Genomic DNA, 14,434 nt, shown 5'->3' on the forward strand with positions numbered 1-14,434 from the left:
GCTTTTCCATTACGTCAAACTGAGGCTCGTCCATAAAGACCTCGGTGTCTCCGACCTCGCTGAAGTCGTGCATCGATACCATGAAGGTGTTGGCGCCGAGAGTCTTTGCTTTCGCGTCCTGGCCGGCGGCAAGCCAGGCGAGCGTAGTAGCGAGCAAAGTTCCGCCAATGCAATAGCCCACGGTGTTCACCGTCTCGCTGCCCGTGATCTCGCGTATCGAATCGATCGCGGCGAGCGGGCCCTCAGTCATGTAGTCCTCGAAACCGGTGTCTTCCATAGCGGCGTCGGGATTCTTCCAGGAGAATATGAAGACCGTGAAACCCTGTTCCACCATGTAGTTGACCATACTGTTCTTGGGCGACAGATCGAGGATGTAGTACCTGTTAATCCACGGAGACATGAACAATATCGGCACCTCGTAAACCTGTTTGGTCCGCGGGGCGTACTGGATGAGCTCGATGATCTTATTGCGGTATACGACCTTGCCTGGTGTCATCGCGATGTTCTTCCCAAGCTCGAAGGCGCTGGCATCGACCATGCTCAATCGCCCCTCCTCCACGTCGGCTAGAAGATTGCGGGTGCCATCAACGACGCTCATTCCCCCCGTCTCCATAATGCGCTTGAGGGCCGCGGGATTGGTGAGCAGAAAATTCACCGGCGCCATGGCATCCACGAACTGCTTGAGGTGAAACTTGAGACGTCGCTGTTCTTCCCCGGTGTCTTGCCCGTCGATCTCGTCGGTCTCATTGAGGAGGTATTCCGAAGCCAACAGGTACGCCTGCTTGAGCGTCTTATAGTAAGGGTTGGACTCCCACGCCGGTTCGGCGAAGCGTTTGTCGGGCTTCGCCGGGTCGGCGACGCGCTTGTCGGGCTTGCACTTCTCCTCTTTCTCCTGCGCAGGCAGGCCCCAAAAGCGGGCTGCGCTGTCGCTCCACACCTTCATCGTCGTATCGAAGAGGCGAACGTTGTAGTCCGTGGCCACCTGCATCGCCCGCACGGGATCGGACATCTCGCGCATCCAGAGAGTCTGTAGCGACTTGGAAATCTCCATCCAGTTGAGCGGTATAATGTTGCGTATGGGGTTGGCCTCCGACAGCTTCATCATGGCCGACATCAACGGGTCGCGGGCTGTTGCCCCCTCGGGCGCAGCGTCCGTCGCCCCGCCGGAGTTCGGGATTGCCGACATGGCGCCCATGTTGTTCCTGAGCCACTCGGACCACACCTCAAACGGCGCGCCTGCACCTGAAAAGCCTGTGTCTGTCGATTCCTTGGGGTTCGTCATGAATCTTTCCTCCGAATATATTTGTTCGACGCGCCGCGCCTGGGGGGTTATGGAAGCTGATGGAAACTGATGGAAACTGATCGGCGTATCTCTTGATTACACGAAGTCCGTGGGGTTGATTACCGTTTAAGAAAAAGCGCCTTGGCAGGGGAAGGCCAGATACACAGCGGCCAAGTCGCTGCCATACTAAGACGGTTAATGACAACGCGCAATGAACGGCGCTGCTTAAACTAGCGAACCGGCTAAACTTGGCGAGGAATCATTCGCCGTGAGAGAGGGATTGATGCTGGGAGTGACAAGATCTCTCGGCGGTCGAGATGACAACCTGACTTAATCGAAAGCTATAAGTTCTCCCCAAGCAGGCGATCGCTCTGGTTCTTGATTACCTTGTAACATTCGCAGACCCGCGCCTCCAGTCCCGCGCGATCGACGATAAAGATGTGCCCGCGCCGGTAGGTTATCAGGCCGGCTTTGTGCAGGCGTCCGGCGGCCAGGGTCACGCCTTCCCGGCGCACCCCCAGCATATTGGCGATCAACTCGTGCGTCATGATCAGTACATCGGTTTGCAGCCGGTCATGACTTAACAGCAGCCAGCGGCACAGTTGCTGATCCAGCGAGTGCAGGCGGTTGCACACCGCGGTCTGCGACATCTGCGTGATCAGCGACATGGTGTAGCGCAGCAGCGCCTGGTGGAAGCTGCTGCCCCGTTCGAATTCGGCCTGCATGGTGATGGCCTTCATCCGTAGCGCCTGTCCGCCGCTCTGAATCACCGCGCGGCTGGGCATGCTGCCTCCGCCCATGAAAAGAGATACGCCCACCACCCCTTCGTAACCCGTGACCGCCATTTCGGCCGATTGCCCGTTTTCCATCACGTAGAGCAGGGAAACGATCGCGGTGGTCGGGAAATAAACGAAATTCTGCTGGCCGCCGGATTCATACAGAACCTCGCCAAGCGCGAGCGCGACCTCCTCCAGGTCAGGAAGGATGCGCTGGTATGAATCTTCAGTGAGCGTGGCAAGCAGCCTGTTTCTGGACAGGGCCGTACGCTGAGTGTTTGTCATGCGTACCTCGCGCAGGACTTCGGCGGCAGATGACCGAATCTTAGCGTGGCTCGTATGTGTGATGCAACACATAGCTTAAGCTCGCCTCAATGTGGCTCGCAAGTGCGATGCAACACATGATATAAAGCAAACACTTATACGTGCAATCGTACTTACAATCGATGCTGGCAGCGGTATTTTGCTCACAGCACAAAGGAAAGATTTTTCCGATTCCTTTTACCATGCAACGGGGAAGAACCCATGATTAGTGGGCGTATCGGATTTTTGATAGCCATTGCCCGTGGGTAACGGCGGCCTGAGCGCATCGGTTCTGCAACCGGCAGTTTCGCGGTCAATTCATGCGTGATGTTCCGCTTCCCGGGCGCGGCTACCCATTTTTGAAGCCCGCGTGATTCGTTTCTATGTGCGACAGCGTACGGACAGCTAGACGTGCCAGGGTCACTATGGAAGCGAGAATATTCGTTTTGAGCAAACGAGTGTAAGGGGGAATGTAGCGCAGGGTTTACCAACCACCGATGGATTCGTTGGGCGCGCATTGGAGCGATGACTACAATTTTAATAAGGAGCATGCGTTATGGACAGACTCGGTATCGTATTGCTGAGCGCGGTGTTGCTGCCCGCGTGCGCCAGCCAGATTCCGGAACAAACCAGTAGCGTACCGTCGCGCAACAGCCCGACGGAAGCTGACGCGCACGCCCGTGCGCAGCGCTTCAATGGCGAACACGTGCGTTGGGGCGGCACCATCGCCGCGGTCGAAAAACGCGAATCGCAGACCTGGATCGAAGTAGACCGTTGCCACTTGAGCAACAACGGCATGCCCGCCAAGAGCCACCGCGAAGGCCAGTTTTTCGCGCGACTGGAAGGAAACGTCGATCCCGCAATCTATGCCAGGGGCAGGTACCTTACAGTGGTCGGCGACCTTGAGAACGAAAACTCCGGCGCGATCGATGGATACGCCTACCACCAGCCTGTGGTGAACGTCGAGATGCATCACCTGTGGGCTTCGCTGCCGGAAGGCCATAACGGCGTTGGTGCGAAGTACGGTGCGTATTCACGCATGCCGTATCCCTACGGCCCTATGTTTTTCAGTCTCTTCTATTGATCGCTTTTAGGGGCGGCGGTGCCGTCGATTGCGGCGTGTGCCAGCGGTCGGCATCTCCACCGATGGCGTTAATGAGACGGCGACGCGGGGACGGGCGAAGGCCGGGATCGACTCCTTGCGCGGCGACAATGAGTTGTGGGGCGGGCGTATGGTCAACAGCGTCAATCCGGAGAATTCGACACAGCTGGAAGTGCTCGCGTATCCGCTCGAGGGTGCGCAACGCTGTGAGATATCCGGCGATCCCATGGGCCGCTTCTTGGCGATTGAACAAGGTTATCCGGAAACCGCGGACGGCGGTCGGGCATAAACCTGGGCACAGGGATCGGCGTCCTCTTCCAAAACATTCCGCTTCGCATGAGCAGCGCCCGCCATTCTCAGAACGGCAGCGTTCTTGCTTAATTTCAAGGCCAATAAGCCAGGCTCTGCACAAGTCGTTACGCATCAAAAATGAAATTCAGCCGATCGATATTTGCGGCAATGACCCGCACAGTACAGGAGTTTCTCAACGACCAGCCGCTGGATATGGCGGGCGCACTGTCTTATTACACCTTGCTGTCGATCGCGCCGTTACTGCTGGTCGTGCTCGCTACGGCCGGACTATTTCTAGACGGGGAGGTGGTGCGCGCGGAAATCTTCAGTCAGATGCGGTCCCTGCTCGGCATAGAGGGCGCGAACCTCATCGACACGATTATCAACCGGGCCGATCGTCCCACGCGCGGCGTGATTGCCATGATTACGGGTCTGGTCATTACCGTGCTCGGTGCAACCACCGTATTCGCGCAGTTGCAGGCCGCGCTCAACCGCATTTGGCACGTGCAGGCCGCGCCGGACAGCAACGTCGTGTGGGGTTTTATCCGCCACCGGGTGCTGTCGCTGGGCCTGGTGCTGACGATTGCGCTGTTGCTATTGGTGTCGCTGGTTATCAGCGCTGTACTGGCGGGGCTGGAAGGCCGTCTGAACGCTTACGTCCCGGGTGCGGCGATCTTCTGGCGGTTCCTGAATATCGTCGTCTCGCTGGGCATCATTACGGTGTTGATCGCGATGATCTTCAAGTTCCTGCCGGACGCGAAAATCGAGTGGCGTGATACCTGGTTCGGCGCGTTCATCACCAGCATTCTATTCACAGTCGGCAAATTCCTGATCGGCCTGTATCTGGGTCAGGCCAGCGTCGGCTCGGCGTACGGCGCGGCGGGCTCGGTGGTGGTGTTGATGGTATGGATTTACTACGCATCGCTGATTCTGTTCTTCGGCGCCAAGATCACTGAAGTCATCGCGCGCAGCCGCGGCGCGCATATAGAGCCCAGCGCGCACGCACAGCGGGCGGATTAAATGGCCGCAGCGACACGGATTCTGACCAGCACGCTGAAGTGGGGCTCGATCACGCTGGCCGCCCTCTTGCTGGTGCTGGTGCTGCTGGCGATCTTTATCGACTGGAACTGGCTAAAACCCTATATCGAGCGCGCGGTCAGCGAACAGACAGGCCGGGAATTCGCGATCGACGGCGATCTGGGTGTCGATCTGTGGTCGCTCACGCCGAGTTTGCACGTGGAACGAATCCGCTTCGAGAACGCGCACTGGGGCAAGCCGCCGCAAATGGCGAAGCTGCACGCCCTGGATGCGAGTGTCGATCTGATAGCGCTTATCGGGGGAAGTATCGTGATCCCGGAGCTGATTATCGACCGGCCCGTCGTGCATCTCGCGAAGTCCGGGCAGGGAACCGGTAACTGGCAGTTGAAAAGTGGCACCGCCGCCGACAAGGTGGCGAAGGCGCCAACCGACAGTGCGCCGGCGGAAGCACGCGGCCAACTGCCAGCCATTCTCAGGCTCGTGGTGCGTGATGGCCTCAGCACTTATCACGATCCCGCGGCCAGGCAGTCCATGAGACTCACGATCGAGAATATCTCAGGCTCCACGCGAGGGACGGACGGGCAGGTGACACTCGACGGCCATGGCCGGCTGCAGGAGCATCCGTGGCGCCTGGATTTCAAGGCCGGTGCGTTTGACAAATGGTTGGCGGGCAATGCGCCGTACCCGCTCGATTTCAAATTCGATATGGGCGACACGCGCGCAAGGATCGAGGGCGCGCTCGAAGACCCGGCGCAACTGGCCGGTGGGAAGGTGAATTTCTCGCTGCGAGGCCCCGGTCTTCAGATGCTCTCCGAGTTCCTGGGTCCGGATGCGCCGCGACTGCCGCCGTACAGCGTGGGCGGCCGCGTGACGCGGCTAGGCCAGACCTGGCAAGTGCGGGACTTTCAGGCGAACGTCGGAGAAAGCGACTTGCACGGGGAGCTTGCCTTCGAGAACGGTGGTAAACGACCGCTGCTCAAGGCGCATTTAATCAGCCATCGGCTGGATTACGCGGATTTCGCGGGGTTGGCGCCGCCGTCCAGAAAGCCGGAGAAGCCTGCGCCTCTGGACCTCAGCGCGCTGCGAACGATGGACGCGATCGTCAACGTGCGTGGCGATGAAATTCTTACTCCCGCTGCGGCGCTGCACGACGTGCGGGCCGCAGTAAGGCTGGAAGACGGTCGCCTGCGGGTGCGACCGCTCAAGGTCGCTGTGGGCGGCGGAACGGTACGCGCGCAAGCCATGCTGGATTCCCGCTCGCAACCGTTCGAAGCCCATGTTCAGACTGAAATTCAGCAAGTCGATCTGGGCAGGCTACGCGAGATAGCCAATGCTGACGAAGCGCTCGAAGGGATGGTCGACGGTCGTATCGAGCTTTCGGTAACCGGCGCGTCCAGGGCGCAGATGAAGCAGAATGCCGGCGCGCTGGCGATTATCGATAGCCTGAGTATCGATGACAGCCGGTTGACGTATGTCGCACCCGACGGCAATACGGAGCTGCGCGTCATCGCCGATTCCGTCACGCGCGACGGGCGTCGCCAATTCACCATGCAAGGCGCCGGGCGTTACCGGGGCGAACCCTTCACGCTCGACTTCCAGGCCGATCCGCTGCTGGCGCTGGCCGATACGCAAACCGACAAGCCGTACGCTATCGATCTCGAAGCCAGCGGCGCGAACACCGAGATTACGGCGACGGGCACGCTCCGACAGCCGCTGGCCCTGAAAGCCGTCGATATAGAACTCACCGCGCAAGGCTCCGGCACGGACCGACTGGCGGCAGCACTCGGCAAACCGTTGCCGGACTTGCCGCCTTACGAGGTGGGCGGTGGGGTGTCGCGCGAGGGGACACGCTGGATCATCGATGACTTCGACGGCCGGGTCGGGATGAGCGATTTACAGGGCGACATCGCGGTCAATACGGGGGGCAAGAAACCGTACATCAAGGCTAATCTCGTCTCGCGCAGGCTGGATCATGCCGACTTCGCGACGCTGCTCGGCGCCGAGTCCGACAGCCGGGAACCGGCGCCGGAAACCGAAGAAGCGAAACCCGCATTGGACAGACCCGCGGAGCCGCCCTTCGACCTCGCGCCGTTGCAACGATTTAACGCTGATTTGAGCTTCGAGGGTAAGGAAATCATCGCGCCGAATCTGCCGCTGCAAGACATCGCCTTCGACATCGCTGTGCGCGACGGTCGGCTTGACGTCAAGCCGTTCGCGCTCGGCATCGGCGGCGGCACGATCGAAGGCGCGCTTAGCGTGGACAGCGCGACACCCATACAGGGCAAGCTCGTGACCGACATCGAACAGGTGGATATACAGCAGGTCGTCGAGCCGCTCGATTTTGAATCCACGTTCGGCGTCCTCGATGGTCGTGCCGACATCGCGATCGTAGGCAGCACCGAACAGCAGATAGCAGACTCTTCCGAGCAGACGGCGCTCACCTTCATCCGCAGTCTGATCATCAAAGATACGCGCTTGGCCTATGTTGACCCTGGTAATGACATGGACATCGAATTGTCCATGCGCACCACGGAAACCGCGAACGGCGCCGAGCCGATCATGATCAACGGCACCGGCCGCTACCAGGGCGAGGCGTTCAGTCTGAACGTCGGCGCGGGCTCGCTCCTTCGACTGCTCGAAGAGATACGGCCGTATCCGGTTGAGGCGCGGGCGGAGGTCGCGCAGACCATAGCCAGGCTGAAAGGCGACGTAACGCGACCGCTGGACATGAAGGGCCTGGACTTGAACCTGTCGATCAGCGGCCCTAACCCGAGCAGACTGGAGAAACTCGCTGGGCTGCCGCTGCCCGATCTGCCGCCTTACGAGATCGAAGGCGAGCTGTTCCGAGACGAAGGCGCCTGGCGTCTGCAGGGCTTCGAAGGCGCGGTCGGGGACAGCGATCTGGCCGGCGAAATCGAGGTGCAAACGTTACGCGATCCGCGGCCGCTAATCGTGGCCGATCTTGTCTCGCGCCGACTCGATCTCGACGACTTGGGCGGATTGATCGGCGCAGCGCCCGACACGGGCAAGGGCGAGACTGAATCCGGCAAGCAAGAGGTCGAGTCCGACACTGAGACCAGGAGCAAGACGGTGCTGCCGCGAGACCCGATCGACCTGAGTGCCTTAAGCGCCATAGACGCCGACGTGACCTTCAACGGCGAGCGGGTGGAGACCGGGTTGCCAATCGATGATCTTCGCATCGAGGCGAAACTGGACGATGGCCGGCTGGCGCCGCTGGATTTCGGCGTCGGCGGCGGCAGGATCGAATCCCGTCTGCGACTCGACGGCAGCGCGCGCCCCGTGGAGGCCGCGATGAAGACTGAAATAAGCCGCGTGAATTTGAAGGAACTCCTGCGTGGCTCCGGATTCGCACAGAAGAGCGTCGGCAACATCGGCGGGCGCGCGAACCTCAAGGCGTCCGGTGATTCGATCGCCGATTTGATGGCGACGCTAGACGGTCAGCTCTCGCTGATTATGAGCGGCGGGAAGTTCGATTCTTTGCTGATCGAACTCGCGGGGCTGGATGCGGCACAGGCAATTGGCGATCTGGTGGGCGACGTGGAGGCCGTCCCGATCCGCTGCGCCTTTACCGATCTACAGGCGCGGGACGGGCAGGTAGACTTCGAGAGCTTCGCGATCGACACTGTGGACACGCTTTTTTCCGGCGACGGCGACATCGATCTGGATGAGGAACGGATCAAATTTGTCGTCGCGCCGCATCCGAAGGATTTAAGCTTGTTTTCGTTCCGCACGCCTTTGCACATGACGGGACGTTTCAGCAATCTGGCGTTTTATGGTGAATACTCAGAGATGGCCGCGCAGGCTGCGACTGCGGTTGCCATGGGGCTGGTTGCGACGCCCTTCGCGGCGATAATCCCGTTTATTGATCCGGGCGACGGCGAGAACAGCCCCTGCAAAGCGCTGCTCGATGACGCGGAGAATGAATCACGCGCCGCCAAATCGGAACCCCGCCGTAAAAAAGAACAATCGCCGCCGGAAGCGACTTTTATCAGGCCCGACGCTTCGCGGTAAACTCCGACAAGAGCGAAAGGATACGCGGTATGCACCAACGCGAGACGCGAGGTGACACAGCCACGATCAGGATCATTAAGTGGATCACGCTCGCCCTGGTCGTTGTTATTTTGAGTCTTGTCCTGACCGTGCGCGTGGTTGGCTGGAACTGGGCCAGAGGCTACGTGGAGCAGCAGGTTACGCAGGCAACTGGGCGCGACTTCACGATCGCCGGGGACCTGGACATCGATTTTTCCCTGAACCCACTGATCCGCGTCGAAGACATTGGTCTGGGGAACGCGCCCTGGGGCCGAACCTCGAACATAGCCGAGATCAAGGTGCTGGCGTTGCGGGTCGAGCTCCTCGGGCTCATCCAGGGCCGCACCGTCATTTCGGAGCTGAGCATCCGCGAGCCCGTCGTGCATCTAGCCGTGTCCGCTAGTGGCAAGCCGAACTGGCGGTTGGGTGCGGAAAAATCCCGGGCATCTAAACGGGGCGGCTCGTTGCCAGTGGTGCATCGGCTGGTCATAGAAGGCGGCACCGTCACCTATCGGGACTATTCGAAGGGCACGGATTTGCGGCTCGCCATCGTGCGCCTCCAAGGTTGCACGGACGAGAAGCGCGACGAGATTGCGCTCGGTGGTCGCGGGCGTCTCGGCCAACAACGCTGGAGGATGGCGCTACGGGCGGGCTCGTTGCAGGCACTTCGCGCCGCGAACAAACTCTATCCGATAGATCTCGCGCTGGCGCTGGCCGACACGCGCGCGAACGTCGAAGGCACATTGACGAAGCCGTTGCGCATGCAAGGCGCGGAGTTGAACGTTTCCGTCGAAGGTTTGAATCTGTCGATGTTGTCGCCGTTCTTCGACGGCGCCAAGCCGCGGCTGCCGCCCCATAAGATAGAAGCGCATCTGACCCGCGCGGGGCACATCTGGCGACTAAAAAACATTCGGGCCACCGCGGGCAAGAGCGATCTGCAAGGCGAGCTGGGCGTCGATATCAGTGGTGAGCGCCCAACGATCAAGGCGGACCTTACGACGAGTCTGCTGCGCTATGACGACTTCGCGAATCTGGCGGCGCCATCGAAGAAGCCCCAGCCGCTGGACTTGAGTGCGCTGGGTAGCGTGGACGCAACCATTAACCTAAATGGCGATGAGATTCTGATCCCCTCGGTCGCGCTGCGTCACGTTCAGGCCGCGGCCAGGCTCGACGACGGGCGCCTGCGAATCCAGCCCCTGAGCTTCGATGTCGGCGGCGGCCGCGTGCGTGCGCAAGCAATCCTCGATGCCAGTCCACGGCCGTTCGATGTCCATCTTGAGGCGAACATTCAGGCAGTCCAGTTAAGCGAATTGGACGACCGCATCGCTGGATTCGAAGGTCTCGAAGGGATACTGGGTGGCCGCGTCGCGCTGCGCGCCACGGGCGCCACGCAGGCCCAAATGGCGAACGCGAGGCGGACCACGCCGTGGTCGTTTCTGGACAGCCTGATCATCGATGACAGTCAACTTTCGTATGGAGTTCCGGGTGACGATACGCAGCTTCGAATAACCGCCCGTTCGAAGACCAGAGACAGTCAACAGCGGCTTGAGATCGAAGGCGGCGGAACCTGGCGGGGCGAAGATTTTGAACTTGCTTTCCAGATTGATCCACTCCTGGCGCTGGTCGATGCGAAGAATAAACGCCCATATGCGATAGCGGGCACGGCCAGCGCCGCCGGCAGCGATGCGCGCATTGCGGGCACGCTTGAAAAACCCCTGGCGCTCGAAGGCATCGACGTTACGGGGTCGCTGCGTGGTTCGGGCACTGAGCTACTTGCGGCGGCCCTGGGAAGATCGCTGCCGGAGATTCCCGCATATCACCTGGAGGGCCGACTCAAACGCGATGGCAATACCTCGCTAATCCAGAATCTCGTCGGCGGCATGGGCGTCAGCGATATTTCCGGCGATCTATCGCTAACTACCGGCCGTGAACGGATGCTGCTGCGCGCCGACCTCGTATCGGACAAGCTCGATCTCGTCCAGATATTCGGCCCCTCGGAGCCCGTCCGGAGCGGCCCGGTGATACCCGATTCGGCCATCGACGTCTGGCCGCTGCGGGCGCTCGATGCGGAAATCAGCTATAAAGCCGCGCGCATCTACGCGCCGGCTCGCACGTTCGCGCGCGTTTCTACCGCGATATTGCTCGACGACGCTCATCTGACACTTGATCCGCTGAAATTCGACTATATGGGCGGCACGTTTGATAGCCACATCGAGGTGTCGGCGAACGCGAAGCCGGTTCACACCTCGCTGGACACCAGGCTCCACAAATTGAGTCTTAACGAGATCCTGGCCAAAGCCGACGCCGCGGATCAGGCGACCGGTGTCGTGAGTGGACGCATCACCCTGGAGGGCGACGGCCGTTCGCCCGCGGATTTCGCCGCCTCCGCCGATGGCAGCGTCTGGCTGGTGATACGGGACGGGCGGATCAGCAAGATGTTGATCGAGCAAGCCGGGCTCAGCCTCATCGAGTCGCTGTCCCTGATCGACAATGCGGCATCGAAGCCAGCGTCAACGTGCACGGTCGAAGGCCCCTGGTGCGCGGGCGGAAACGAGCAGGCCGAACAGGCCGACGGTAAAAAACAGAAAGAATCGGGAACGGTGAATATCCGCTGCCTCGTTGCGGACTTCCGCGCGCGAAGCGGCGTATTGGCGGCGCGGACGCTGATTATGGATACGGCCGACACGAAGGTCGTCGGCAGCGGCACCATTGCATTAGGGTCCGAGTCGGTCGATCTCAAGCTGTTGCCGCGCGCCAAGGATTTTTCCCTCTTGGCAGGTCAGGCGCCATTACACGTCCGGGGCAGTTTCAGAAAGTTAAAAGTAGAGGTTAGCATGGCGCGAATCGCGTTCTCGCTGTTGACGCCCATAGAACGGGGTACGGCACTAGCCGCCGACTGTCGACAATTGGTCCAGGCCGTGCGGCAACCGTAATTAGCGCTTCGCAATGAAAAGCAGTCGGGCGTCGGGCCCGCGCGCCGCGCAACGAGTGCTTAGGAGTGAACCAACCTCAGCCCCGCGAAGATATGGCGTTTGTCCGGCGTGTAGAAATTGCGGAAACTTGCGCGCTTTACAACCGGCCGCGTAAGTGCGCTCCCTCCGCGCAAGGAGTAATGCGTGCCATCGAACCACGGCAGGGAGTATTCGTCGTAAGGAAAAGGTCTAAAGCCTTCGTAGCCGTAAAAAGTGTTGCCGCACCACTCCCACACGCGCCCGACGTCCCTTAAGATACCTAAGCGGCAGGCGATCTCCCATTCGTTTTCGTGCGGCAGGCGCGCCCCCGCATAGGCCGCGAACGCCGACGCTTCGTGATGCGAAACACCGTATACGGGGGCGTCGGGCGATAAGTCGAACGCACCGCGCTGATCGATCCCGAACCACTGGCCGCGACCATTCTGACGCCAGTGGTCGGGGCGCTGGCAGGCGGTTTGCTCACGCCACTGCCAGCCGGTCTCAGTCCAGTGCGCGCGGGCGTTGTAGCCGTCGTCCTCGATAAATCTCAGATATTCCGCGTTGTTGACCGGGCGCGCGGCGATATCGAATGTGCCATGCTCGATGCCGTGCGCGGGCAACTCGTTGTCGAACGCCTCGGGCCGTGCGCCTCCGATGGAGTAAATTCCCGCCGGCGCCGTAACGAATACCTCGCGCACTGGCGCTGGTTTTAGCGCTTCGGCGGGTTTGAATCGCACGTATCCATTTCCCAGCGCGCGCTGGTGGCGCGCCAGGTTGATGGTCTCGAAATGCTGACAGTGATGCTGTAGCAGGAACAGGGACAGATAATCGTCTTTCAGCAACGCGTGCCGTTGCGTTGCTGTCTCCGACAGCAGTCGCAGATTATCCGCCTGCTGGCGCCGCACGGAATCCAGAAGGTCTTGCTTGGGCGGTAGAGCCGGCCCGCGTTGCGGCTTCGGGCTATTGGCGGGGATGTAATAATGCGCCAGCGGTTTGGTGAGACTATCGTCGCCAAGTACCACCTCGCGCAGCCAGTAGTTTTCGATGAACGTGCAATGTCCCAGATGCCAGCCGATAGGGCTTAAATCGACATGGAACTGAGCGCGATAATCCTCATCGTTCAGATCCTCGACCAGCGCGCACAGATCGCTTTGCACGGTGCGCAGAGGCGCCGCGTCAACTGGAAGCCTCACAGCCGAATCAGTTCGGGCGGCTGTTCGGGGTCCAGAATCAGCAGATGATGCTCGGGCACGGGCTGCCAGAATTCCCCTTCCGTAAGCCGCTCGGACGCGATGATTTGCGCGCCTTCGTCGAAGGATTCGTCGTCAGTGGTAAAATAGAGGCTGGGACACTCGGCATTCAGCGCGTGGCGCGTGGCGTAGAGCCGCTCGCCATCGGTGAGCAATACATTGAGCAGTACCTTGCGGCCGTCCAGCCACTCGTCGATCAGCTCGAGCGCCGCGCGGATCGCGTTTTCCAGGGTTAATTCATCGTCGCTCGCCAGCAACTGGCGCAACAGCGCGAAGATGTATTCGGAGTCGGTATTGCCGCCGATACCCGCCTCGACCCCGGTGCTCAAAAAATGCCGGATGCGCCCGCGCAGAGTTCGATCGAAATCTTCCACATAGCCGTTGTGCATGAACTGCACGCCGTCGTGGGTGAAAGGTTGGGTGTTGGCTGAACCGGTGCGGTAAGGTGACGTCGCGCTGCGCACCATCGCCATCCACAGCGGATTAGTCAGCGTACGCGCAAGCGCGGGCAGATTGATGTCCGACCAGATCGGCATCTGGTTGACGTAGGTCGCAGGCGTGCCATCGGCGGCATACCAGCCGAGGCCGAAGCCGTCCGCGTTTAGGCGCGCGAATTTCAGTTCGCGCGGCGCCCAGGATTGTTCGTACAGACTATGGCTGGGATCCAGTAAAAACCGCTGCAACAACACGGGCGGACCCAGATAGGCGGCTAGGCGGCACATACGATTCGCTCACTGAATTTCGACAGAAGTTCGACCGCATGGTAGCTTTTTTGCATGCTTATCGCATCTTCATGCTGGAACGAGAAAACAAAATGCAGATCCCCGCCGAGATCGAATTCGGAAAATTCACCTGTCAACACGTGCCGCCCGAGCGTTCGCTGCCTTCCCTGGCGGAAGACACGCGCGCCGGTCTGCTCACGCCGCCGCGTTCCCTGTCACCGAAGTATTTTTACGACAGCTACGGCTCCGAGCTGTTCGATCAGATCTGCGTGACGCCAGAATATTACGTGACGCGCACCGAGGACGCGCTGCTGGCGGCACAGGGCGGCGACATCATTGATCTTGCCCGGCCGGAGCATATCGTCGAACTTGGTAGCGGCGCCTCGCGCAAGACGCACCATCTGCTGGAAGCCTGCGAAGCGCGCGACATGCGTTGTACGTACTGGCCGTACGACGTGTGCGAATCCATTCTAATCGAGGCCGGGCAGCGTCTGATGGGCGCTTACCGCTGGCTGGATGTCAACGCACTGGTGGGTGACTACCACGCCGGGTTCGAGCATCTGCCCGACCCGCAAGGCCGGCGCCTGTTCGCGTTTCTGGGCAGCACCATCGGCAACTTCGATCGGCCGCAGGCGGTCGCGCTGTTAACCGAACTGTGCGCGAAGATGC

Annotated in this window: 10 protein-coding genes; 6 read left to right on the top strand and 4 right to left on the bottom strand. The window is 60.5% G+C overall.

Features of this window, described 5'->3' with window-relative positions; genetic code table 11:
- The coding region (locus H0V34_08140; GenBank protein MBA2491657.1) for a class I poly(R)-hydroxyalkanoic acid synthase at positions 1-1,195 on the bottom strand (1,195 nt) is incomplete at its 3' end.
- A gap of 428 nt (positions 1,196-1,623) precedes the next feature.
- Positions 1,624-2,343: a Crp/Fnr family transcriptional regulator gene (locus tag H0V34_08145; protein ID MBA2491658.1), complete on the bottom strand. Its 720-nt coding sequence runs from the start codon at positions 2,341-2,343 to the stop codon at positions 1,624-1,626.
- A gap of 574 nt (positions 2,344-2,917) precedes the next feature.
- Here H0V34_08145 and H0V34_08150 point away from each other — a divergent pair.
- The 5 genes from H0V34_08150 (at position 2,918) to H0V34_08170 (ending at position 11,775) form a co-directional block, all read left to right on the top strand.
- Positions 2,918-3,445 (top strand): Slp family lipoprotein, encoded by a 528-nt coding sequence (locus H0V34_08150; protein MBA2491659.1) that lies wholly within the window; start codon positions 2,918-2,920, stop codon positions 3,443-3,445.
- Between the two features lie 37 nt (positions 3,446-3,482).
- The gene (locus tag H0V34_08155) at positions 3,483-3,752 is read left to right on the top strand and encodes a Slp family lipoprotein (protein ID MBA2491660.1); all 270 of its coding nucleotides are present in this window, start codon (positions 3,483-3,485) and stop codon (positions 3,750-3,752) included.
- 170 nt (positions 3,753-3,922) lie between these two features.
- Positions 3,923-4,774: a YihY/virulence factor BrkB family protein gene (locus H0V34_08160; GenBank protein MBA2491661.1), complete on the top strand. Its 852-nt coding sequence runs from the start codon at positions 3,923-3,925 to the stop codon at positions 4,772-4,774.
- Positions 4,775-8,824 (top strand): AsmA family protein, encoded by a 4,050-nt coding sequence (locus tag H0V34_08165; GenBank protein ID MBA2491662.1) that lies wholly within the window; start codon positions 4,775-4,777, stop codon positions 8,822-8,824.
- Positions 8,825-8,853: 29 nt separating this feature from the next.
- Positions 8,854-11,775: an AsmA family protein gene (locus H0V34_08170; GenBank protein ID MBA2491663.1), complete on the top strand. Its 2,922-nt coding sequence runs from the start codon at positions 8,854-8,856 to the stop codon at positions 11,773-11,775.
- A gap of 59 nt (positions 11,776-11,834) precedes the next feature.
- Here H0V34_08170 and egtB read toward each other — a convergent pair whose 3' ends face one another.
- Together egtB and egtC are read right to left on the bottom strand one after the other, a co-directional pair.
- Entirely contained in the window at positions 11,835-12,986 is a 1,152-nt protein-coding gene (gene egtB, locus H0V34_08175) for an ergothioneine biosynthesis protein EgtB (protein MBA2491664.1), read from the bottom strand.
- Entirely contained in the window at positions 12,983-13,765 is a 783-nt protein-coding gene (egtC, locus tag H0V34_08180; GenBank protein ID MBA2491665.1) for an ergothioneine biosynthesis protein EgtC, read from the bottom strand. Before egtC ends, egtB begins: the two co-directional genes overlap by 4 nt.
- Positions 13,766-13,857: 92 nt before the next feature.
- On the opposite strand from egtC, the gene H0V34_08185 reads away from it, so the two are divergent.
- A partial coding sequence (locus H0V34_08185; protein ID MBA2491666.1) for an L-histidine N(alpha)-methyltransferase occupies positions 13,858-14,434 on the top strand: 577 nt, incomplete at its 3' end.

The sequence above is a fragment of the Gammaproteobacteria bacterium genome, from assembly GCA_013696315.1.
Taxonomy (GTDB): domain Bacteria; phylum Pseudomonadota; class Gammaproteobacteria; order JACCYU01; family JACCYU01; genus JACCYU01.